Genomic DNA, 21484 nt, shown 5'->3' on the forward strand with positions numbered 1-21484 from the left:
CGCAACGAAAGACCCGGTCATGGCGTGGGTCGCCTTGTTTGAAGAGCTAGGCACTCTCGGCATCTTCGCTTCGATCTACGTCGGTTTCGCGAGCTGGGCTCCAAACTTCTATAAATGGTTCGTCTCCCTCGCTAACGACATCGGCGGCGCAGACATGACCAGTGCGCTCAGCATCATGGGTAATGCGGCCGGTCAGGTCTTCGATTCGGCCGTTCAGGCATGGTCCGGGATCGGCCTCCATCTGACAATGATTCCGGACGTGGTTATTGCGACGGTCCCGCTGTTTTTCGCCTGGGCGTTGCTTTCGATCACGGCCATCATCTTCGTGTTCTTTATCAACATCGGGCAATTACAGTTCGCGGCGGGCGTGGTGATGGGCCAGATCGCGTTTGCGCTCGGCTTTTCTTCCTTCACGCGCGGCTACTTCAAGACGTGGCTCGACTACATGGTCAGCGCGGGCATGTATATCGTCGTTGCCGCGATCCTGATGCGGCTCGTGACACACAATATGGTGAACGCGGTCCAGGACGCCGCAAAACTAGGCCTGACGACGGCGGGCGCGGCTGCGCAGGTGTTCGATCTTGCCTTCTTTGTGTTTCTCGTCTCCTTCGAAATTCCCAAAATCGCGGGGATGTTTGGTGGGGGGGCAAATGCGAGCGGTGCCATTCTCGGGAAGCTCATACCTAAGCCATGATGCACACCCTGATCACCCCCGATGCGCTGATCGCGCAGTACGAACGACGCGTCGATCTGATTGCACAATGTGCAAACGAAGTGAGCAAGGCCGATTTCGAGCGCAGATGGATGAGCGTCCTGCGTTCGTGCGCTGGCTGGTTTTCGTCGTTGCCGCTCCGGCCAGACCTGTATCGCGAGCCTGGCGGCGCATTCCGTTGCACAGTGGAAACCGCCTTCTACGCGATGCGCCTCGCCGGCGGACAGAAATTCGGTACCAGCCTGCCATCGGAAAAGCGCCGCCGCGTCGAGCCGCAATACAACTACGCGGTGTTTCTGGCAGCAGTCTGTTCCCGGCTTGACGAACCGTACCGGCATTTCGTGATCGAGCGCGACAGGGACCAGCAGGCGTGGAATCCTTCGGTGCACGGTGCGGCGGGCGCATGGCTGGCAGGTTCCGAATATCGTGTCTCACGCCGCGATCAACCGTTGGCCGTCGAGCGTATGCGCACGGGGATGCTGGCGCAGATTCTGGTTGGCTCGGATTTGCTGTCCGGACTGGATGGTGAGGTGCTGTCGGACCTTTTCGGCGCAATCAATCCGAACATGCAGCCGCTCGGGGCCGAGTCGGTGCTGCATAAGGTCGTCCGCCAGGGTGTGAGCACCGCCGACGAATTCGACCGCAAGGCGCAACGCGCCGTATTCGCGCCCGTGAAATTCGATGTGCCGTCAGCCGTGCACGTGGCAGCCGAGCTGGAACCGGTGATAGCCCAAGCGCCTGCTGCTCAGCAGGCGCCCGCACCTGCGGCACCGCCAGCAGCCGCAGCCGTGACACCGTCCATCGACCCCGATCCCTCGCCAGAGAGCCCATCGGCGACGCAGCCGACGAACCATCCCGTTGACACGTCACCGGCGGCGCAGCCGCAGCCGCAGTCCCAACCGACGGCTGTCTCAGCGGGAGATGGGAAGCCGTCGCCGCAGACGCTACGCGAGGCGTTGGGCATCCCGCCAGCAACACCGGTTACCGCGGCCACCTCCGCGCCTGCAGCAGTCGACCCGAGCGCCATGAAGGCTCCGGCGCAGTCGATCGGCGCCCGTCGCGATTCGGCGCCGCCGGGAGACCTCGACGAAGTGCTCAAAGGTGTGCCCAATCTCGTGCGCGAGCTGTTTCAGGCGCTGCGCGAGGACGTCGCAGCAGGAAAAGCAGCGGTGCAATGGAATGACAAGGGTCTCGTGCTCCCGAAGCGCCTTGTTGGCGGATACGGCGTCAGCAGCAGCACCCTCGTCGAGCATATGCGCAAGCGCAGTCTGATGGTCGCCGATGAGGCGACCGAGATCACGCTGACGCCGCGTGCTGGCCAACTCATTCTCGACAGACCCGCATGATCACCCCTTACATCAATCATTTCAGGCCGATCTACGAGTTTCGCGCGGCCGTGTTCTGGCTGGCGGCGCTCGTCATGTTGCCCCTGTCGGGAATGCCCTTCGCGTGGATATTCGCACTGGTCGCGCTCGCGTTTCTCACGATGCGTTCTTTGCAGATCTGGCGCGCGCTGAAGTTCCGCATGGCCATTTCAACGAAGTGGCTGACGACACTCCAGATCCCCAAGCTGCTGCAGATCCAGAAGCGCATGAAGGAGGAGGCGAACTCGATGTACCTCGGCATCGGGTTCGAATGGACGCAGAAGCACTGCCAGATCGCGCACGACATCCTGCGCATGCCAACGACGGATATTCCCGGGTTGCCGAAGTGGCTAAACAAGACGAGGACGGGCCGCAAGATTGAAGATGCGATCGAAGGCCTCTTCGCGCCGAAGGACAGCATCCGCGATCGCATGCCGCAGGGTGCGTCCTGGATTCACGGGCTCGAGCCGAAGAAAGCGCTGGTGCCATTCCATTACAAGTCGATGGGCGGGCACACGGCCGTCGGCGGGACCACTGGCTCGGGCAAGACCCGCACCTACGAGGTGATCTCGACGCAGGTCATCCACCTCGGTGACGTGCTGATTAACGTCGACCCGAAGAATGACAAGGACTGGAAGCTGCGTGCGGAAAAAGAAGCCGCGCGAACCGGCCGGAAATTCCTGTACTTCAATCAGGCCAAGCCGTCCGAGTCCGTCCGGCTCGAACCACTCGACAGCTGGTCGCAGCCATCGGAAATTCCCAGCCGCATTGCGCAGTTGATGGAAGAGGGGCCTTTCCGTGATTTCGCCTATCTGTTCATCAGTCGCTCGGTGAACGGTGAACTGTACATCGGCGACAAGCCGAATCTTCGCTCGATCCTCAAATATGCACAGGGCGGCATTGCGCCGCTGCTGGAAAAGGCGCTGCGGCGGTTCTTTGCAGAGAAAGGACTGACCAGCTGGGAAACGGAAGTCGCAACGGAAACGACTCGTCAGGGACAACGCAACAACGCCGCGTCGCTCGTCGACGGGATGATCGGCCTGTACAACGCACGCTTCGCATCGCAGGAGCAGGGCCATGAAGCGATCGACGGATTGATAGCCACGCACACGCATGACCGCGAGCACTACATGCGCATCATTGCATCGGCACTCCCGTTGCTCCAGATGCTGGCCACCGGTGAAACGGGCCTGATGCTCGCGCCGAAGGTCGACGACTTCGAAGACGAGCGCGAGGTCTGGACCATCGAGAAGGTGATCCGCCAGAAGGCGATCCTGCATATCGGCCTCGATTCGCTCTCGAACAGCATCGTGGCGAAGGCCATTGCGTCAATGCTGCTGGCTGACGTGTCGGCAGTCTGCGGCTCGATCTACAACTTTTACGAGACGCCGCCCGACGTGGTCCTGATCATTGACGAGGTGGCCGAGGCAATCAACGAACAGGTGATCCAGATCCTCAACAAGGGGCGGGGTGCGGGCTTCAAGGCGTTCGTCGCCTTCCAGACGCGCGCCGACCTCGAGGCGAAACTCGGAAACGCCGCCAAAATGCTGCAGGTTTTGGGGAACCTGAACAACCAGATCATCCTTAGACTCGAAGACACTGATACAGCACAGTGGTTCTCCGACAAGGTCGGAGAGACGGCGATTCGCAACATCACGATCACTGGCAGTACGAGTACCGGGACGGAAGCACACCTCGGCGAATTTACCGGTGGTGTTTCGCGTTCACTTCAACTGGAGAAAGCCCCGCTGATTCCAACCCGCCTGATTCACAGTCTGCCCAACCTGCAGTATTTCATGCGCATCTCGGGCGCTGCCGTGTACCAGGGCCGCATTCCAATCCTTCAAGGCTGAAAACCTACGCATGTCTGCCGTATTCAAAAAAATCATTCGCGAACACAAACTGTCGTCCCGCCTGATCCCTGTCTTCACGCTGGCGCCGGAACTGGAGCTCGCCTGCGCACGCGTGGCCGATTTCATCGGGGAGAAATTCATGGGCGAGTCGGAGCCGCTCATCAAGGAGATGCTCGACACCGCGATCGCCGCGTACAAGCGCACCCGCAAGACGGGCAATCCACACATCGCGTTCATGCAGGGGCTTTTCTGCCACGCGAATCTGCTGTACGCGAAGCGCTACGTCGCGCGCGACGGCGAGCGTTACTATGTCTGGCCGCCGATGCTCGAACCCGTCACGGAATTCGAGGCGCGGCACGAAGCGCGCGGCACCGAGATGGTCGAAGAGCGTTGCCCGGAAGTCATCACGCAGCGTTCAGCGGCTTTCCAGCTGGCAGCACGCGCACTGACGGGCGAGAACTTCCGGCTTTACTTCGAGGACTACGATGTCGCTCACACCTATTCTGATTGCGAAGCTGTCGAGGGTTGATCTGGACGTCGCGCGCCGCGCGCTGGGCACGGCCAACTCGCAGGACAGACTGGATGAGTCGCGCCCCGCCGAGTTCTCACGCGGCGCCGGCGCGCGGGCATACGGAATGGCGCTTTTCATTTCGCGGCGTCCCGTCCACTTTTACGCTGGCATGTTCGGCCTGATCCTGTTTCCGCTGTACATGCTGTGGCAGTTTGTGCCCGAGCTGGTCCAGTGGGGGATGCAAGCGTATGGCCGGTAGCCGCTTCGCCTCCCACGTCAAGTGGTGGTTCTTCCTTGTGCCGTTGCTGGCGCTCTTTGTCATGCCCGCGATTCCAGACCGGGCGCTGTTCTCTGTGCCGTCAGAAGAGGCGGAGTCGGTTCAGAGCGTGGTGGGCGTCGAGCGTGCCGACGACGTCGTGGCACTCACCAACGATCGGTTCCGCCGCTGGTTCGTTGATTCCGGGATCATCCGCGCGACCCTCGATGCATCCGGCTCGGGCGAAATCGGCGAGGCAGGCGTGTCGGAATTTGCCCATGGATGGGTCCACAACTTCTGGCTCGAGGTGTATCGCGTGATTTATCGTGCGAGCGTCATGAAGTTGTGGGTGATCGGGACGTTTATCTTCTGCGCAGCGGCCTTCGTTGACGGTTCAGTGCGCCGCAAGATCAAGGCGTCAGCAGCCGGCTTCGCCAGTCCACTTTCCTTCCACCTCGCCGGGCACGGCATCCTCCTCGTTTTCGGGATGACGTTTGCCGTTCTCGCAGCGCCGTTCCCGGTGCTCGCGCAATACTGGATCGCAGTCGCCGCAGTGCTCGGTGCGCTGTTGTGGAAGGCAGCTTCCTCGTTCCAGTAACACTTTTCCCGGAAAGCTGCTGCAAACCATGTAGCTTTCCGGGTTAGGCACCTGAGCCGGCTCGGCTCCCTACCTCTCCGCGCTACCGCCGTCCGCGATGCGCATTCACAGCGATCCGCACGACAACGCCATCCTCAGGATGCAGAGAGCGACCGTATCTGCGTCCGATCCGCGCTCGTCAACCGTGAGCGCTTGCGTCTTCGCCGCAATCTCCCCAAAAGCGAATTGAAATCGACCATGTTTCGGACGTCTCCCCGTCCGTAGCGTCGTAACAATAAGGTCGTACCACGCGCGTTTGGGCGCACTTTCCACAGGACTGAATTCACTATGACCACCATCACGGAAGAGACGAACCTCGACGCTGCCAGCGATCACGCGGCCGCACATGCCACCATGGCGGGCGCGCCGGAGCATGCCTCGGGCGCTGCGGCTCACGCGACCGGCAACGACGGCCCGGCAACGACCGACGGCGCTGACGGTGGCGAGATCGAACTCGAACTGCAGCAGATGGAAGACGCGGCGACAACCCTTCAGAAGGAAGGGATGATCAGCGAGACGGAAGCTGAGGAAAAGCGCGAGCAGGTCGCCCGCACGCGAAAGATGTTCCGCGATCTTTCGCCGGCGGAACGCGCAGCTATCGTGAAGCGCCGCCGCGAGATCGGCCGCGAACTGATGGATCGACAGCTGTCGGGCGCAGCCGTGGTCCAGGCCGCCGTTCGCCTGAATCACACGCGCCTCAAGCCGCTGTTCGAACAATGGTGGCCGTATCTGAACCGGATGAGCATTAACATGCAGCGTTTCGGCCGCTCGACATTCGGCGCTGAGGATCAGGGTGTGGTCACGGCGTTCTTCGAAAAGCACGTCGGCGACCTGGAAGCCTATGTCGACGAGCAACTGAGCGTCGCACAGGGCTTCCGCGAAAAGACGGAAGCCCGCCTGCGTAACCAGGGCGATATCGTGTTTGCGCCAAGCGTCACCAAGCCGTCGCTCGAGATCAGCGTCGAAGCATACTCGCGCTTCTCAATGCGCCTGCTGTCCTTGCTGATGAAGTTCGACAAGGTGATGGATCATTTCGACTTTCTCGTCTGGAACGGCGTGCGCGACCAGTCCGACGTCGACGAGGAAACGACGCGCTTCCTGCGCAAGTTCCATCCGATCGGCGTGCGCGGCTACATGACGCACCTGCGCCTGATGACCACGGTGCGCGGCCGCTAACAGGACTGCCACCATGCTCGACGGGCTCAATCCGCAGCAGCGCGAGGTCGCGGAACTGCGCCAGCACTGTGTTGCGATCGCGTGCCCTGGTGCTGGCAAGACGAAGACCATCGCGGCGAAAGCAGCGCTTCTGCTCGCGGACCCCGCCGCGATCGTCGGCGCTGTCACCTTCAGCAAGGACGCGGCAGTCGAGCTGCGCGACCGCATCCTGGCGCTTGCTGGTGACGGCGCCAGAAAGCGCCTTATCGCGGGCACGTTTCACTCGCTCGCGTTCAAGCAACTGGGCAAGCGCGACATCGCGACGGACGGCGACCGCATGGGGCTCATTGCGCGTGTCATCGCGGAGCTGGGTCTCGCGTGGAAGCCCGAAGAGGTCGTACCCACCATCGAGCGGATCAAGACCAATTTCGGCCGGGTACAGGCGGGCACCGAAGACGCGCAGATCTATGCCGCCTATCAGGCCGCGCTTGAGCGCAATGGCAAGATCGATTTTCAGGACATGCTGCGCCTCGCTGTCGCGGGAATGGAAGCGGGCGACATCGCGCCGTACCGCTTCACCGATCTGCTCGTTGACGAATTCCAGGACACGGACCCGCTGCAATACCGCTGGGTTGAACTGCACGCAAAGGCCAATGCAAGGGTGACTGTCGTCGGTGATGACGACCAGAGCATCTACGGATTCCGCGCGGCACTTGGTTATCGCGGCATGGAAGATTTCGCGTCCTCCTTTAACGCCCAAAAGGTGGTGCTAGGCATGAACTATCGCTGCCACGTCGAGATTCTCTCTGCCGCGGACCGTGTCATCCGCAACAATACCGACCGGATCGCAAAGCTGCTCCATGCAGATCGTGGACCCGGCGGCTCCGTTGCAACAAAGCGGTCTGACGACGAATATGCGGACGCCGTTGCGGCCGTCGAGACGTTGCATCCGCTCCTTAAGGCGGGCAAATCGTGTGCAATCCTCGCGCGCACGAACCGGATTCTGGACCCGATCGAGGCCGTGTGCCGCTCGCACGGCGTTCCTTACTTCCGTGCGTCCGGCAGTTCCGTGCTCAATCGCCCGGAGGGCGCACTCATGTGCAACTTGCTCGGCATCGCGGAAGGGCGCAAGCAGAACGGGCTGGATGCGGTTTTCGGCTACATGGGCGTGAGCACACCACTTCTTGCCGTGCTGCACCGTGACATGGGGCCAGAGCTCGTTCAACGTCTCAAGAAGGATCTTGTCGCGCTTGGTCTGCCCGAAGACACGGCGACGGTCTATCGCAGCTTCATGAAACGCCTTTCCGAATGGCAGGCGATGTGCGAACGGAGATTCTATTCGCTCGTGCTCGACGGCGTGCATGAGTTGATGATGACGTACGCAAAGAAAGACCAGTCCATCCGCGCGATCCAGGGCACCTACGACGTGATATCGCGACTTTCTGGCACCTTCGCGGAGCGGATCGAATACCTCCGCCGCGACAACAACAAGCCAACCAAGGATGCGCTCGTCTTGACAACGATGCACAGTTCGAAAGGGCTGGAATGGGACCACGTGTGGATCTCGCGAGCGGAAGAGGGCGTCGTGCCGGACGAAAAGAGCACCGAGTCGGAAGAGCGCCGCCTTTTTTATGTTGCGATGACCCGTGCGCGCGACGGCCTGACCATCGCAACCATCAAGAAGAATCCAGTTTCACGCTTCCTCATCGAGTCTGCGATTCAGTGATTCTCGCCGAGACGATCCTCGGCACCAATTCAACTGTCGTCTTTCCCTTTTTATCAGGCTCCGCCATGGGTAATCCCAGATGCATACTCGCGCCGACGCGCCCGGAGGTTATCTCGCGAATACTGGGGGACGAGATTACCTGGTTGGCCATAGTTGCCTGTGGCATCTTGCTGTTTCCACGCCCATCTCACGCGGGGACAGAAATCCATGCGCTCTGCTGGAACTTAGGCGTAATCGGAGGGCTTTGGGTCGGACTGGGGCTCGCCCTCGGCCGGGGACTACGAAAAGCCACTTGTCGTTCCCTGGGTATTCTGATTTCGATTCAACTGCTCCAGCTCTTTGGTTCCGAAGTTTCCGAACTGCTCGTGGCAACGTACGAGATTCCGACTTCGGTCATACCGACGCTATTTGCAATTGCGCTTCTCGTTGGCGTAGAAGCACTGTTCGGAACACGCGGTCGTCCCGCCTTCGAGTGGACAGCAACGACGATGGCATACCGTCAAACGCCCGCAGAGCTATGGCGCGTCGCTGTTCACGAAGCTGGACACGCCATCGCCTTCAGCCTTCTACCGAATTACCCAGACGAGATGCGTGTGTTTCTCAGGCCCGTCATCACGGACGAAGCGCCGGAAGGTGGGGCTGTCCAGCTTAAGCCAATGCAAATTCCCCAGCATCACGCCTATGCTGCCATGCTGATTTCGCTGGCAGGCCTCGAAGCCGAACACCTGATCCTGGGCGCACGGGCAAACGGGGGCGGCCAGGACTACGCCGACTGGATTTCTGCCGCAACGGCCTATGCGACCGCAGGGCACGCTGATGCGTTCTACCGCTTCCCGGTGACCTTTTGGCAGCGTCAGATCAACCGCGACACGATTCACTCGCTTCAAGAGCGGCAACGAGCCGAGTTGAGAATATTCCTTGATAGTAATCGGGAACTGTTGGTCGAACTGGCTGAGCAGCTTGTCGCGCATGGGAGCGTTGAACACATGGATATCATCGCCTATCTGCGACGCGTAAATGTCCAGTCATTGGCGCCCACATGCTGCTGTTGAGAAACGCTTTTGCCGATTCTTCCAGCCGGCATTCATCGATTAATCTGGAGTCGCAATGCTCGACCGTCTAATACGAAGCCTGGGCTACGTCCCGGCCTCGTCTAACGCACTCGTCCCGCGAACTGCCGCGCTTTCAGCAAATGGCGATTTGCATCGACGGCACGCCGACGGCTTTGATCGCTCCATAGCGGACTCCGATGCGCTTTGTTCGTGGCACGCAGACGGCGAAGGATTCCATTATGCGGTCGGGCGCGATGACTGGGCTTCACTGGCGGTCGCCGGCTTTTGTCTCACGGACAACGATGAGTGCAGGGCATGGTTGAACGAGGCGATACGGGTGCGATTCTGGCTCACTCACGATGTGTTCGCGTCCTGGCACGCAGCCAATCAGCCGGTATTACACGGCTTTGGCGTCCGACGGGAAAAACATGGACCGGAGCAGCGCGCACTGTTGGTCGCGACTGCGGAGCACGAGGTCGCGCCGCTCGTCAAAGCAAATGAAATGGCGGACCTTTTCGCGCTCGCGTGGAAGCGAAACTATCTTGCCTCTCCATTCCAGCGGCTCGGAAACTCAACTCCGTTCAACAGGCTCGCCGTGCATCACACGCTGCGGTTCGCGGCGCAGACGAACGAGCACGCGCTTGAGCGGGTGCTCGAATGGTTGGCGTTGTGGCTTGAGGCCCGAGGCATGACGGTCGACCGGCGAGAGCAACTCGTGTATATGCCGGGCTACCAGGCGCTCTATTTTCGCAGTGACGCAGAACAGTGGCCCTGATTCGCCAGCAACCCAAAAAAAGGTTCTTCGCGTATTTCCGGGGAAAGGCGGCGGTTAAATCATTACCGCCGCTCCAACACTCTACAATCTGTCGCGGACTCGCCGCGCTAGCTTCTGTTCCAGACCGACCTACCTGAGGTCACCCTCTGCCAATGTCGCGCGGACTTCTTCCAGGCGCTCTACTTCGTCTTCCAGCACGCGCCGGTGTGTCAGCATGCTATCCAGGCACGCGCGCATCGTCGTCAGCAGTGCATCAGCCATGCGGAACGATTCGAGCCCGGCAGCCTGCAACTCAGCCACAATTTGCGCTTGCGCTTCAATGCGCCGCCGCCCCTCAGCGACGTGACGGTTAGCCAAAGCCAGCATTCGCCTTTCCGCCTCAAGCTTTTCCATGTTGAGCCTCGCTTCGGTGCGACAAGCATATACGTCCGGCAAGCCGCGCGAGGAATTCGGGCGGATAATAGCGGGCGTTTGGCGCTATCAGCCGCACGCCGAAGGCGTGCGGCGTCCATTGTCCTTCCGGTTACTCGCGCGGACGACCGATGTCCGGGATCGGTCTCCCCGGAAATCCGGGAAGAGCCAAAAAAAAGGGGCGCCCCAAGGCGCCCCTTTGCATTTACTACGCGCGATGGTCAGAGATCCGGGTTGTGCAGCTTGAGTGCGAGACGATAGTGAGGGTCACCGAGCGGCACATCGATGCTTTGGCCGTCTGCAATGTCGACAATAACCTTGTTGACCTTCAGACCCTTCGTGCTGACGGTTTCAGATCGGCAATCGACAGGACCGTCTCCGTGCTTGCCCATGAACTCTGGGTCCTGAACGCTGACAGAAAGTTTCGCCCTGGTCCCGTCGACCACAACGGGATCGATAAACATGGCTAGCCCGACAAAGACGCTGTCGCTCGCGAGGCTGGTTGCGTTGCCGACTTTGGTGCACTTGCCATAGCCGATCTCGGTGCCGCTGCGCATCGTGTAGGGAGCTTTTCCGACGATTTCATCCTTGATGATCGAGGTGCCCGTCGCGATCTGGTGACCGTCCTTGTACAGAGCGACGTCGAGTTGTTGCTGCAGCGACGTTGCTTCGGCGTGCGCACAGGTGATGGCCGCGCCAGTGATGATGAACGGCGAGAGAACTTTGATAATGTGGATCATGAGAGTCCTGAGTGTCATGTGGATGTAGGTGTCGATGGGTCAGACGCTTGCCGCCGTGCGCGATAGCTGCTGGACGTTGCTTGCGGCGTTCTCGATGGTCAGATCGCTTTTGCGTTTGACCTGGCCCTCAAGCGATGCGCGCGGTCCGAGACGGATCGTCCCGTAGTAATAGACGTTCCCAATCACCCGGCCGTTGATTTCCAGAACTCCGCGCGCGTGCACGTCGCCCTCGACCGTGCCGTCCACGCGAACGTGCTCGCCTTCCACCTGTCCTTTAACCATGCCGCCCTGACCGATATGCAGGAGGCCAGAGTTCGACACAATGTTTCCGTCGACGATGGCAAAGCTGCTGATCCCGTGATCGAGAAAGACATTGCCATGGATTGAAAGACCTGCGGACAGGAGCGTGACATTAAGCGGTTGCGGCTTCATCAGAATGCCTCTTCAAAAGAGCTGTACGTCGCCAGACTTGGCGGGCTGTGCTTTGGGTTGAGCGGGCGCGGCCGATTCAGGCGATGTCTCGCTATTTGCGGCGGTGGTCGCGTGATGGGTAACCCGATGCAGTGGGCGCAATGCCGGGCGTTGTTCGGGCTTGGGTGCTTCAGGCGTCGTGGCCGCAGCTGACTTGACCTGTGTCGTCGACGAGGCTCCGGCGGAGGGCTGCGCTGGTTGGTTTCGCATCTGTGATTCCGCTGTCGCGGGCGGCGTCGTCGGGCCAGCCGGCGAGGGCGTCGCAACAGCACTCACCGGTGCAACTGGTGGCGACTGTCGCGGCGCTCGAATGGGGGACGCCGCAGCAGCCACGTTCTCGGCGGCGGGGCGACTGGTCGGCACAGTCTGTGCGACCGCCGGATTGGAATTGGCTGCCGCGAGCGAACGCGCGTCGACATTGGCGAGCGCGGATTGAGCGACGGGCCTGTGCGTGTCGAAATCGCTCGACGTCAGCGGTCGCGCAGGATTGACGTCGATCGGCATCTCGCCTTGCGGCCCGCTCGCCGGGACCGAGCCGGGTGCCTGCTTCGCAGCGCTCGCGACAGCGGCGGTTGGGGCGACCACGGTCTCATGCATCGCGTGCCAGATACGTGCGATGCTCATCCCACCGCCCGCCGCAACGGCTGCGATGGCAAGCGCGATGAGTGCAGGCTTGCCCGCCTTGCGCAACCCGCCGGCGAAGGCCAGGGCGCGAATGCGCGGGCCCGGTCCGGCATCGGGGGCTGGTAGGGCGGGCATGGCCGCCGTATGACTGGCAATGTCGATGATCACCGGCTGGGTGGTGTACTGCGCGTGCAGTGCCTGAATTTCCCTTAGGTCCATCATTTCTCTCCTGTGACAGAGTTCGAGCGTAGCCATCCCGCTGCGAAGTCAAGTCGCGCCGGACGCTGTCATGGTCTGCAAAGAATGGCGGAGCGCTATTGCTCGCGTCGCTCGCCGACGAGGTCGTACTGATCGTTATCTGGCATGCAGATCTGCACGATGTGTTTGAGCCTGCGCTCAGCGTTGTTGAGGATGCGTGCGCGGTCGTCGCCAGTGATCTTGCCCAGTACGACGCGCTCGGTAGCCCGGACGTACACACGGTCGTATTGCGTGAGACACCGGACGAGCAATCCCGCGAGCGGCCGCGTGATCGTCAATTCGATCAGGTCGTGCGGCAGTTCGATGGGGCGCGCGTTATGGCGCAGTAACCACTGCTCGGTCTTGCGCAGCCACTCGGAGGTCTCGCGCAGCGCCGCCTCGAGCGCGCGCACTTTTCCACCGCGCGCGACGGCAATCTTCGCCGCGCAGAAGTTGTAGTCGGAGCGAATGTAGTTCCGCGCGAACAGGGACGAGTAGCGCAGAACGGTTTTGGCATCCGACTCCGGATTGATACGCGCAACCCGTGAATCGCTCGTAAGACGTTCAATCGGTTTCAGGCCACTACTCGCCGCTACCGAAACAGGGGACTGCTGAGGTTGCGCGAGCGTGCCCGGTGCTGGATGATCTGGTGCAATGTCGGGGCGCGGGTCCGGCTCCGGCGTCTGTTCAAGAACTGCGGCCATGTGAATTTTTCGGGTGGTCTCTCTCACCGGCCATTTTGCGCGACCACGTCAGACGATATGCGGTCAAAAGCTGCACTGTTTTCGTGATCTTTCGGGGCATTGCTGGCCAGATTTTGCGCAATACTGAGTCTACTTCCTGCGTCGCTGACGCATCGACACTGACCCGGCTAGCCCGGAGTCCATCTTCTGTACAAGCCGTGCCTCTGCGCATGCTCCGACCAGCTGGCAACTGGTGTGGAATTTTCTTCTGATGAGCGCCTAGCCCGCGCTCCCCATTCATTCAGTCATAAAACTCGTCACCGGCCGCATTCATTTGCGCCGTGACATCGTTCGGACCCGGACATCGGGTGTTCTCTCTCCAGAGCCCGTCTGGGTAGAACGATCGAAGTGGACTGAACCGTGATCCTGCGGCGGAATGAATTTTCCGAAAATGGGCTGTTGCGCAGCGTGACCATGCTGCGCGAGGGCGACTTACGCCCTCGTATATGAGCCTTGCGGCTCCCTGAGCGCCACGACCCCGGAAGGGTTGTGGCGCTCGGGTCATTTCCATCGAATCCCGAAACGCGTTCCTCATACCGAGGGACGCGTTTTTTTTTCGTCCTCTGTTTCTGTCCCGTTGGAGGTCTTCATTGCTTCCTGACCGTCTTGACCAGCGCATAGCCGAAGCGATCAGCCGCACGATCGACGAAGAGCGCGCGTATGCCGATACCACGTCGCCGGCATGGCGACAGCGTTGCGAGGTTGCCCAGGTCGCGAAATACAGCGATCCGGAACGCCGCGTCTTTCTTTCCCATGTAGCCGAACGCCGCGGAGAGGCGGCAGCACACGAACTGGAGCAGTCAGCCGGTGAGTTGCGGACAACGGCCATTTTCTTTCTCGCGAGGAAACTCTCATGAACGCAGTAGTCAATCTGGTCAACGGCCCTGTTCGCAGCGTCGTTGAAGAACGGGCCATGCGTCCGCCGGTGATCGGGCACATTCGCCCGGGCATCAAGGTTCTCACCTCGAGAGCACGCGGCAATGCACGCGCGGTTGAGCTTTACGACAGCATGGTCGCAGCAGGTGAATCGTTCGACGCGATCGCGATGGCGCTCGAATCGAAATGCAACCTGAAAAACGCACTCGCGCCGAGGAACACGCCGTACTTTACTTGTCGCCGGTCGGACTTCACCAATCCCGATGTTGCCGACGAGATCCTGAAACTCTACGGCGAAGATCGCGGCGATGGGCTCAAGCTATATCGCTTCCCGGTGCTGTTTGCGTTCAACGACTGGATGCAGAATCTGCCGAATCAGATGACCGTCTACGGTATGAATGGCCGGAAGTTCTGGTCACAGTATGAGCGTGACGGCATCCGGTACTGCATGACGTATGCGAAGGTCGCCCGCGATCAACGTGCGCAACGTGCCGTTCGGCACTTCGGCGGCCGCACAGTCATCCGCCGTCAGGATGAGGCGATCCCCGACGGCATCTGCGACCCCGAACAGTGTCCGCAGTATCAGGCGCGTCAATGCAACCTGTCGGCGAGTTTCATCTTCGCCGTGCCGGACATCAAGGGTCTTGGTCTCATCGAACTGCCGACCAACTCGATCTATGTGCTTCAGAAAGCTTACTCGGCGATGCAGACCGTACAGCTTGCGCGAGGCAAGTTGACAGGTACGCGATTCTGGATCACGAAGCGGGAGTTCGATATCACGCGGATCAACGAGAACGGCGAGGCTGTCCGAACCACGCAACCTCTGACCGTGCTTGATGCCGACATTGACATCGGTGCGCTGCTGGATGCGGCCGACGATGCGGTTCCTGCGCTTGACGCCGCAAATCAGGCCGTTGCCTTGATCGAGGCCAGCGGTAACGTGGTTCCGATCGTCAACGTCGTAGAGCAGTCGGGTGAGTTGGCGACGCAACCGAACGAGGCCTCCGAAGCTGGTGGCGCATCGCCGGCGGTTGCCTCGACGCAACCGGCAGCTTCGCCGTCGGAGCACCCGACCGGGAATCCGACGGATACGGCGGCTGCTAGCGGTCCGCTCCTGCATCACGTTCTGTCGGTTCACGACAGTAGCGAAGGCGAAGCGCCCGAGTCGCTGTCCGACAAACGTGAGCGCATGTCTGACCTGCTTCAGCGCTTGGGCCTGAGCGCGGAAGACCGGAAGCAGGATTTCCGGATATACGCGCACAGTGTGTTTGGGCGCGGCTGGTCCGAGCGAATGGCTGACGTCGATCGCATGAACGAGAGATTGATCAAGGCATTGACTGATCCTGCCGAGCTTGATCGTGAGATCGACGCAGCGAAGCCGCGGCCATCTCTCGCTGATCTTTTTTAACGCAATACCAGCCCTTCGGGGCTGGCTTCCTTCGCCTTTCCAACGAGACCATTTCAGCAAGCCTGAGTTTGCTCAAATCGTTTCGACAGCGCATCCCGCGCATCGAAATGCCGCGCAAGTGGCCATCCGTGCCGTAGAGGCACTACTTTCCAAGAGGAACCATGAAGAAGCTTGCAAAGACCCTGCTCGTCGCCGCTATTGCTGGTTTGTCGGCGGCACCGGCGTTTTCCTGTTCGTTGCAGGACATTACGACGGAGCCGCTGCGCAACATCATCAACCAGCAGGGCGGCTATCCGATCAGCGACGAACAATGTGCCATGTTGAACGCCCACCATCTGCGTATTCACGTAGACGGTGATGCGGTCGTCCTCGATGGCGTAAATTTGGCGTGGGCGGACGTGTCCGTGATGAACGCGGACCACGTCATTTCGACGAACAGCGGCATAAGCACGCGGATTAACCGGAAGGCCACGCCCAGTCAGACCGTCGCGAACCAGTTGTTCTATGAAGCCTTGCAGCACGCCGTGAACTCGCTGGACTGGAACGCTGCAACCGGGCAGTTCTCGTCATCGGGCAAGTCGCTGCTCAACTGACGCTCTACCGTGTATAGCCAGCCATTGCGCTGGCTACTCTCATCTACGACGAAACCGCTTTAGCAAGCGAACCGTCGTTTGCTCAAACGCTTTCGACCGCGCATCCCGCGCATCGAAGATCACGCCGTGATCACGGCCACCTCTTTTTCACACGTCCTTGCGGACGTCAATTCCATCCAGGCTGCCCACGGGCGGCCATTTTTATTTCTGGAGGCGAAATTGCAACTCGCACATTTCTCTGATCTGCATTACGCGCCGGACAATCTGATCGAATCGGATCGGTGCTTTAGCTTCGCTGTCAGCGATGCGATCGAGCGCGGCGCCGAGGTCGGCGTGATCTCGGGCGACTCGACTGACCATCGTCTCGACGCCCATGCCCCGTCGTTGAATTCGCTAGCCACTCAGGTTCACCGGCTGGCCAATTCGATGCCTGTTCTCATGCTTCAGGGCACGTTTTCGCACGAGCCTCCTGGCACGCTCGACAACTTCGCGCTCATGGGCGGCACGCATCAGATCTTCGTAGCGGACCGCGTGTCTCAGGTCGCGCTGATCGATGGTCGGTTCTGGGCGTCGAAAGGGCCCGTGTTTTCCGATGACGAGCTGCGCCAGTTCATCGACCTGAACCCCGAAGTCGTGTTCACCTGCCTTCCCACGGTCAACAAGGGCCAGCTTGCCGCGAGCGTTGGCGCGCTCGAGGCAGGTACGGGACTGGGCGATGTGCTTGCCGCATTTCTGGCGGCGGCAGGCCGGGTGAACAGGCAGTTTCGCGCTTCGGGAATCCGGACGGTGGGCGTGTCGCATGGCACTGTCAACGGTTGCACGACCGAGCATGGCGTCGTTATGGCTGGCTTCGATCACGAATTCTCTCTGACGGCGCTGTTTGATGCCGAATGCGATGGATTCATGCTCGGTCATATCCACAAGGAGCAGCAGTGGGAGCGCGATAGCAGGCTCGTCGCCTACCCCGGATCGATCGGGCGGTTCCACTACGGCGAGGAGGGCGATAAGGGCTATCTCGCATGGAATGTGGAGCCGGGCAGTGCGACGGCGACGCTGGTTCCGACGCCTTCACGCCAGATGATCTGCATCGATTTCGACGGGCCACCCGACATGGCGCGGCTCGAAGAGATTGCGGCGGCCGCCGGCGACAAGTTCGTGCGGGTGCGCTGGCAGATCGACGAGGAGCATCGGCAGGCGGTCGACCGCGAAGCCATCAAGGCGCTGTTTGCCGGTGCGGCGGATCTCAAGGTAGAAGCCCGGATCTTGCCTGTCGTGCGCAGCCGTGCCCAGGGCATCAGCCTGGAGACGACTGTCGAAGGCAAGCTCGCTCGCTGGTGTGATCTGGCCAATGTCGAAGCCGCCCCGCTGCAGGAGCGATTGCAGCTGCTCGCCTCGGGCGACGCGGAAGCGATCGCTGCCGGTGTGCTGGAACGCATTGATTCGCTGGCGCAGTCGCCGTCCCTCGCCGTCGTGCTGCCGCATCCGGCGGCATCAACACCGATGCTGGAAGACGCTTCACCCGCCGCCGAGCCTCAACCGGCAGAGTCGGCTCCCGCAGCATCGACGCTCGACTGGCTCAACGATGATCTGTTTGCGGCCTAGCCGCCATAGCGGGAGTGGCCAACACGGCACTCTCGCGCGGAACACAGCCGTGTTCCGGTAGCGCGCCGCGACGTGCGCTACCGAAACAAGGTTCACCCGCGTCTTTGACGCATCGATCGCAGTTCGCTGCATCCATCTTTTGTCTTTAACCCTGGCGGGGATTCATCCCTTCCGGGATGCACTCCGCCCATTTTCTGCGGAGTGTCATCATGTTTGGTCTTTATCCTGCTGGAGCCCAATGGGTCCGGCATTTCAGCGCAAAGCGCGCGCCACGCGATATCGGCAAGGTCCTCACGGCCCACGCCGGATTCAACGCTGGCATTTTTCACACGCCGTTTGGCGAGCATCGCGGTGCGGTGATTGCCCAGTCCGGGCGATTTCTCATCCTCGCTGCGGCCGTCAACGTGGACCAGTCCGATCTGGCCGTCGTCCCTGACATCCAGATGCAAAACCTGCTCTGGTCGTTCGAGACGGGATACGCAAGCCAGTGGGGGCCGCGCGAGCTGCTCGCGCTGACTGGCGTGGACAACTGGGACGGCCTGATCCGGCGCACCAGTTCCGAATACGCTGCCGTCTGCAAGACCGTCGAAGATGCCGTTGATGGCTCGCTTGAAAAGCGGGTTGTCGAGGCTGCGGCCGCGGCTGAAGCGGCTAAAGCGGAAGCGGCGAAGCGTGCCGCAATGCCCGACCCCGTCGTTGGCAGGATGTTCTCCAGCGAGGACGACGCGCCGTGGCTGCCTTCCGATTATCTGTTTGACGCGCCGGAGGTGCAGCCATGCGCCCACTGACGCTGACACTTACCGGCTTTATCGGTGTTCGGGACGGGATGAAACGCGACAGCATCACGCTCGATCTCGAATCGCTTCCGAACGGCCTGATTGCGCTCACGGGCCCGAACGGGGCGGGGAAGTCCACCCTCATGGACAACCTCCATCCGTACCGGATCATGCCCTCCCGCGCGACGAAGCTGTCCGTCGATGGATTCTCCTACTGGGATCACCTCTACGGTGTGCAGGCACTGAAGGAGTTCGAATGGGAGCACGGCGGCGTTCGTTACCGCTCATCGTTCGCTTTTCGCAAGCCCGGCAAGACTGGCAAGGCCGAGTATTTCCTGGCCTGGCGTGACGCGGACGGCAAATGGCAACCCATGCAGACGGGCGACGGCATTGTCTCTGACGGCAAGGCGGAAACCTACGATCTGTGTGTCGAATCGGTATGCGGATCGCTGGAGTCGTTTTTCACCAGCGTCTTTTCGGCGCAGAACCGGCGTCCGCTCGCCTCCTATGGAGCGAGCGAGATCAAGTCGCTGCTGGCCGAACTCCTGCATATCGACGATCTTCGTACGCTGTCGGCGCAAGCCAGCGAGGTCGCGAAGGTGCTTGGCCGCACGCTGGACGCCACGCAACAGCAACTAGTTGCGCTCGGCGCGAAACGTGACCGGCTTGCACAGATCGATCAGGCGATCGCTTCCGATGTTCAGTCAGTAGCGTCAACTCGCGAGAGCCGCGAAGCGCTGAACGTCAAGGTTGTCGCCCTGACCGACCAGCGCGCATTGCTTGTGGCGAAACAGACAGCGAATGCGAGCGCACAGGCCCGGTTACGCGAACTGGCAACGCGGCGCAGTCAGATCGCCACGGCGCTGCAAACGCTCGCTACTGACGCGACCGCTGACGATCGCCGTTTTGGACAGCGGCGCACTTCCTTGCGCGCTGCGGTCACGGAGCACAACGCTGTGATCGCGCAGCGAGAGGCGATTCTTGGAGCCGCCGCGGCGCGCGACGCCGCACAGGCACGCATCGCTGCGGAGGAAGCCCGCATTGCGCCGATTCAGGCGGCTATCGATGTGCTCGAAGCAAAGCAGCTTGAACTGACGTCGGCTTCGTCCCGGTTGAAAGGGCTGGAGTCGGAAGGGTCGTCACGGGCAACGCTTCTAAAAGCCCTTGAACAGCAGGCGAGTGTGATCGGAACCGTGCCGTGTGCCGGCCACGAGATGCACAACACCTGCCCGCTGCTTGCGCAGGCGCGCGAGGCCGATACGAAAGTGCATGAGCAACGCATTTCGCTCACCAACCTTCGTACCGAGTTCCGCACGAAACGTGAGTCTGTCGAAAAGCTCACGCCCGAGGTCCAGCAACTTGCGGGAAAACGTGCGGAGCTGAAATCGGTCACCGACCAGATTGCGGCCGCACGCCGCGATCTGCAGAAGGCCGTGGATCTCGCCGCGCGCAAGCCGCTGCTCGATGCCGCAACCGAGGGACTGAGCAAGGCCACAGCAGAACTGGCCGCGCTCGATTCTGAGGAAGCGACGTTGCATGCTCGCCGGGAGGCGCAGCAATTGCAGCTGACGACAGAGGCGACGGAACTGGACACGGAAGTCGCGCGCCTCGGCGTCGACGATGTGACCGGCGCTATCGCTGACATCGACCGGCAACTGTCGCAATGCCGTGAAGCCATCACCGCGGCCGAAGCACGGATCGAATCCCTGATCCGTTCCCAGGCTACACGTGAGGTCGAGCGGCAGACCATCGCAACCGAACTCGGGGGCTTCGACGCGACGCAATCGCGTGCCCAGCGCATTTCGGACGAGATCGCTCGCTGGAAGCTGCTGGCCAAGGGCCTCGGCAACGAGGGAGTGATTGCGCTGACGATCGACGATGCTGGACCTGCGCTAACGAAGATGGTGAACGACCTGCTGCTCGCATGCTACGGCATGCGCTTCACGGTCGAGATCCAGACTCAGCGTGCACTGGCTAGCGGCGAACTGCGCGAGGGTTTTGAAATCCTCGTACACGACGCCGATCACGACAGCACCAAGCCAGTCACGGTGATGTCGGGTGGCCAGAAGGTCTGGATCAACGAGTGTCTGACGCGAGGGATCGCGCTGTACCTAGCTAGCAACGCAGGTCAGCCGTATCAATCCCTGTTCAGCGACGAGTCCGATGGTCCACTCGATCCGCACCGCAAGCTGCAGTTCATGCGGATGAAGCGGGAAGTGTTGCGGCAGGGCGGGTATGAGCGCGAGTTCTTCATCTCGCAAACGCCCGATCTTGTCGCAGAAGCCGATGCCGTGATTGATGTTGCCGCGCTAGCGGCAGCCTGAACGATGCTTTTTCAACCCTGTGGGGACCGCTCCCCACAGGGGCGTTCCCTCGCTTTTTTTCAACGAGGAACGCTATGAAATCCAAGCAAGACATGTACGCGCGTATCGAAACCGTCACGGTGTCGGTCCGCGCCTCAACGCCGCGTGTTGGCACCACTCACACCTACGTCCTGAACGGCACGCTCATGCGTGACGTTCTCGTCGACGGAAAGTGGGTGACGCTTCACGCCAGCATCCCCCTGGAATCGCACGCCGCGTAAGCGGCCGCCCCTGTGAGGTCTTTCCCATGAACAACCTTTTGATGCTGCTCATTGCAGCAGGCAGTTCATCGCTGTGCGCCTGCTCGTCCCAACCCCAGGCGAGGGTCGAGACGGCGAAGCCTGTCCCCACTATTGTCGTCCAGCAACCGAAGGGCGAGCCGGGCGACTTCGTTCTCTGCAAGGATGGTCGCGTGCTGGTATTCCCGGCCGCCCATCCGAAAACCTGCTCCTGACGCGAATGCCCCGACCCTCGACAGAGCGTCGGGGCTTCTCGCTTAAACTTAGAGGCGATCATGAAAAAGCAGATTGCAACCGCGGCTGTGATTGGAGCGTTACTGGCGCTTGGCTGTTTGCTCTGGGAACAGCAGTCCGTTGCAG

At 61.0% G+C, this 21484-nt stretch carries 24 protein-coding genes; 19 read left to right on the top strand and 5 right to left on the bottom strand.

Annotated features, from left to right (window positions below; translation table 11 throughout):
• From AABE10_RS35060 to AABE10_RS35105, 10 genes are all read left to right on the top strand, one after another.
• On the top strand, positions 1-694 hold a 694-nt coding region (locus tag AABE10_RS35060; protein ID WP_342937648.1), incomplete at its 5' end, for a type IV secretion system protein.
• On the top strand, positions 691-2058 hold the full coding sequence (locus AABE10_RS35065; RefSeq protein WP_342937649.1) for a TraI domain-containing protein: 1368 nt from the start codon (positions 691-693) through the stop codon (positions 2056-2058). The genes AABE10_RS35060 and AABE10_RS35065, both read left to right, overlap by 4 nt.
• The gene (gene traD / locus AABE10_RS35070) at positions 2058-3929 is read left to right on the top strand and encodes a conjugative transfer system coupling protein TraD (RefSeq protein ID WP_342937666.1); all 1872 of its coding nucleotides are present in this window, start codon (positions 2058-2060) and stop codon (positions 3927-3929) included. The genes AABE10_RS35065 and traD overlap by 1 nt, the downstream gene beginning before the upstream one ends.
• A 10-nt stretch (positions 3930-3939) precedes the next feature.
• Positions 3940-4458 (top strand): hypothetical protein, encoded by a 519-nt coding sequence (locus AABE10_RS35075; RefSeq protein ID WP_180727424.1) that lies wholly within the window; start codon positions 3940-3942, stop codon positions 4456-4458.
• The gene (locus tag AABE10_RS35080; protein ID WP_028369233.1) at positions 4415-4699 is read left to right on the top strand and encodes a hypothetical protein; all 285 of its coding nucleotides are present in this window, start codon (positions 4415-4417) and stop codon (positions 4697-4699) included. The genes AABE10_RS35075 and AABE10_RS35080 overlap by 44 nt, the downstream gene beginning before the upstream one ends.
• Positions 4689-5294 (top strand): DUF4400 domain-containing protein, encoded by a 606-nt coding sequence (locus AABE10_RS35085; RefSeq protein ID WP_342937650.1) that lies wholly within the window; start codon positions 4689-4691, stop codon positions 5292-5294. Before AABE10_RS35080 ends, AABE10_RS35085 begins: the two co-directional genes overlap by 11 nt.
• 393 nt (positions 5295-5687) lie before the next feature.
• Positions 5688-6509, top strand: coding sequence for an ATPase (locus AABE10_RS35090; RefSeq protein WP_428983428.1), 822 nt, complete (start codon positions 5688-5690; stop codon positions 6507-6509).
• Positions 6510-6522: 13 nt separating this feature from the next.
• On the top strand, positions 6523-8214 hold the full coding sequence (locus AABE10_RS35095) for an ATP-dependent helicase (RefSeq protein WP_342937652.1): 1692 nt from the start codon (positions 6523-6525) through the stop codon (positions 8212-8214).
• The gene (locus AABE10_RS35100) at positions 8211-9266 is read left to right on the top strand and encodes a hypothetical protein (RefSeq protein WP_342937653.1); all 1056 of its coding nucleotides are present in this window, start codon (positions 8211-8213) and stop codon (positions 9264-9266) included. The genes AABE10_RS35095 and AABE10_RS35100 overlap by 4 nt, the downstream gene beginning before the upstream one ends.
• 55 nt (positions 9267-9321) lie before the next feature.
• Positions 9322-10041, top strand: coding sequence for a hypothetical protein (locus AABE10_RS35105; protein ID WP_342937654.1), 720 nt, complete (start codon positions 9322-9324; stop codon positions 10039-10041).
• Between the two features lie 129 nt (positions 10042-10170).
• Here AABE10_RS35105 and AABE10_RS35110 read toward each other — a convergent pair whose 3' ends face one another.
• From AABE10_RS35110 to AABE10_RS35130, 5 genes are all read right to left on the bottom strand, one after another.
• Positions 10171-10434 carry a hypothetical protein gene (locus tag AABE10_RS35110; RefSeq protein WP_342937655.1) on the bottom strand — a complete coding sequence of 88 codons (264 nt, stop codon included), beginning with the start codon at positions 10432-10434 and terminating at the stop codon, positions 10171-10173.
• 239 nt (positions 10435-10673) lie between these two features.
• Entirely contained in the window at positions 10674-11192 is a 519-nt protein-coding gene (locus AABE10_RS35115; RefSeq protein WP_342937656.1) for a hypothetical protein, read from the bottom strand.
• A 39-nt stretch (positions 11193-11231) separates the two neighbouring features.
• Positions 11232-11624, bottom strand: a complete 393-nt coding sequence (locus AABE10_RS35120) for a polymer-forming cytoskeletal protein (protein ID WP_342937657.1) — start codon at positions 11622-11624, stop codon at positions 11232-11234.
• Positions 11625-11636: 12 nt separating this feature from the next.
• The gene (locus tag AABE10_RS35125; protein WP_342937658.1) at positions 11637-12542 is read right to left on the bottom strand and encodes a hypothetical protein; all 906 of its coding nucleotides are present in this window, start codon (positions 12540-12542) and stop codon (positions 11637-11639) included.
• Positions 12543-12601: 59 nt separating this feature from the next.
• Positions 12602-13228 (bottom strand): DUF1845 domain-containing protein, encoded by a 627-nt coding sequence (locus AABE10_RS35130; protein WP_342937667.1) that lies wholly within the window; start codon positions 13226-13228, stop codon positions 12602-12604.
• Positions 13229-13857: 629 nt separating this feature from the next.
• On the opposite strand from AABE10_RS35130, the gene AABE10_RS35135 reads away from it, so the two are divergent.
• The 9 genes from AABE10_RS35135 (at position 13858) to AABE10_RS35170 (ending at position 21339) form a co-directional block, all read left to right on the top strand.
• Complete coding sequence (locus AABE10_RS35135; protein WP_342937659.1) at positions 13858-14124, top strand: DUF7696 family protein; 267 nt, start codon at positions 13858-13860, stop codon at positions 14122-14124.
• Complete coding sequence (locus AABE10_RS35140; protein WP_342937660.1) at positions 14121-15551, top strand: hypothetical protein; 1431 nt, start codon at positions 14121-14123, stop codon at positions 15549-15551. The genes AABE10_RS35135 and AABE10_RS35140 overlap by 4 nt, the downstream gene beginning before the upstream one ends.
• Positions 15552-15712: 161 nt before the next feature.
• Entirely contained in the window at positions 15713-16144 is a 432-nt protein-coding gene (locus AABE10_RS35145) for a hypothetical protein (protein ID WP_342937661.1), read from the top strand.
• A gap of 41 nt (positions 16145-16185) precedes the next feature.
• The gene (locus tag AABE10_RS36560; RefSeq protein WP_428983429.1) at positions 16186-16386 is read left to right on the top strand and encodes a phage filamentation protein Fil family protein; all 201 of its coding nucleotides are present in this window, start codon (positions 16186-16188) and stop codon (positions 16384-16386) included.
• Positions 16364-17746 (top strand): metallophosphatase family protein, encoded by a 1383-nt coding sequence (locus AABE10_RS35150; RefSeq protein WP_342937668.1) that lies wholly within the window; start codon positions 16364-16366, stop codon positions 17744-17746. The genes AABE10_RS36560 and AABE10_RS35150 overlap by 23 nt, the downstream gene beginning before the upstream one ends.
• Positions 17747-17955: 209 nt before the next feature.
• Positions 17956-18534: a hypothetical protein gene (locus AABE10_RS35155; RefSeq protein WP_342937662.1), complete on the top strand. Its 579-nt coding sequence runs from the start codon at positions 17956-17958 to the stop codon at positions 18532-18534.
• Entirely contained in the window at positions 18522-20846 is a 2325-nt protein-coding gene (locus AABE10_RS35160; protein WP_342937663.1) for an SMC family ATPase, read from the top strand. The genes AABE10_RS35155 and AABE10_RS35160 overlap by 13 nt, the downstream gene beginning before the upstream one ends.
• Before the next feature lie 74 nt (positions 20847-20920).
• Positions 20921-21106, top strand: a complete 186-nt coding sequence (locus AABE10_RS35165; RefSeq protein ID WP_342937664.1) for a hypothetical protein — start codon at positions 20921-20923, stop codon at positions 21104-21106.
• Between the two features lie 26 nt (positions 21107-21132).
• Positions 21133-21339 (top strand): hypothetical protein, encoded by a 207-nt coding sequence (locus tag AABE10_RS35170; protein ID WP_342937665.1) that lies wholly within the window; start codon positions 21133-21135, stop codon positions 21337-21339.
• Positions 21340-21484 lie beyond the last annotated feature (145 nt).

The organism is Paraburkholderia diazotrophica (assembly GCF_038900755.1).
GTDB lineage: Bacteria > Pseudomonadota > Gammaproteobacteria > Burkholderiales > Burkholderiaceae > Paraburkholderia > Paraburkholderia diazotrophica_A.

What these genes read in the sequence shown, in the direction of transcription:
- AABE10_RS35065 (WP_342937649.1), top strand. Translation starts at nt 691, where the DNA reads ATGATGCACACCCTGATCACCCCCGATGCGCTGATCGCGCAGTACGAA.
- AABE10_RS35075 (WP_180727424.1), top strand. Translation starts at nt 3,940, where the DNA reads ATGTCTGCCGTATTCAAAAAAATCATTCGCGAACACAAACTGTCGTCC.
- AABE10_RS35080 (WP_028369233.1), top strand. Translation starts at nt 4,415, where the DNA reads ATGTCGCTCACACCTATTCTGATTGCGAAGCTGTCGAGGGTTGATCTG.
- AABE10_RS35085 (WP_342937650.1), top strand. Translation starts at nt 4,689, where the DNA reads ATGGCCGGTAGCCGCTTCGCCTCCCACGTCAAGTGGTGGTTCTTCCTT.
- AABE10_RS35090 (WP_428983428.1), top strand. Translation starts at nt 5,688, where the DNA reads ATGGCGGGCGCGCCGGAGCATGCCTCGGGCGCTGCGGCTCACGCGACC.
- AABE10_RS35095 (WP_342937652.1), top strand. Translation starts at nt 6,523, where the DNA reads ATGCTCGACGGGCTCAATCCGCAGCAGCGCGAGGTCGCGGAACTGCGC.
- AABE10_RS35105 (WP_342937654.1), top strand. Translation starts at nt 9,322, where the DNA reads ATGCTCGACCGTCTAATACGAAGCCTGGGCTACGTCCCGGCCTCGTCT.
- AABE10_RS35110 (WP_342937655.1), bottom strand. Translation starts at nt 10,434, where the DNA reads ATGGAAAAGCTTGAGGCGGAAAGGCGAATGCTGGCTTTGGCTAACCGT.
- AABE10_RS35115 (WP_342937656.1), bottom strand. Translation starts at nt 11,192, where the DNA reads ATGATCCACATTATCAAAGTTCTCTCGCCGTTCATCATCACTGGCGCG.
- AABE10_RS35120 (WP_342937657.1), bottom strand. Translation starts at nt 11,624, where the DNA reads ATGAAGCCGCAACCGCTTAATGTCACGCTCCTGTCCGCAGGTCTTTCA.
- AABE10_RS35125 (WP_342937658.1), bottom strand. Translation starts at nt 12,542, where the DNA reads ATGGCTACGCTCGAACTCTGTCACAGGAGAGAAATGATGGACCTAAGG.
- AABE10_RS35130 (WP_342937667.1), bottom strand. Translation starts at nt 13,228, where the DNA reads ATGGCCGCAGTTCTTGAACAGACGCCGGAGCCGGACCCGCGCCCCGAC.
- AABE10_RS35140 (WP_342937660.1), top strand. Translation starts at nt 14,121, where the DNA reads ATGAACGCAGTAGTCAATCTGGTCAACGGCCCTGTTCGCAGCGTCGTT.
- AABE10_RS35145 (WP_342937661.1), top strand. Translation starts at nt 15,713, where the DNA reads ATGAAGAAGCTTGCAAAGACCCTGCTCGTCGCCGCTATTGCTGGTTTG.
- AABE10_RS35155 (WP_342937662.1), top strand. Translation starts at nt 17,956, where the DNA reads ATGTTTGGTCTTTATCCTGCTGGAGCCCAATGGGTCCGGCATTTCAGC.
- AABE10_RS35160 (WP_342937663.1), top strand. Translation starts at nt 18,522, where the DNA reads ATGCGCCCACTGACGCTGACACTTACCGGCTTTATCGGTGTTCGGGAC.
- AABE10_RS35165 (WP_342937664.1), top strand. Translation starts at nt 20,921, where the DNA reads ATGAAATCCAAGCAAGACATGTACGCGCGTATCGAAACCGTCACGGTG.
- AABE10_RS35170 (WP_342937665.1), top strand. Translation starts at nt 21,133, where the DNA reads ATGAACAACCTTTTGATGCTGCTCATTGCAGCAGGCAGTTCATCGCTG.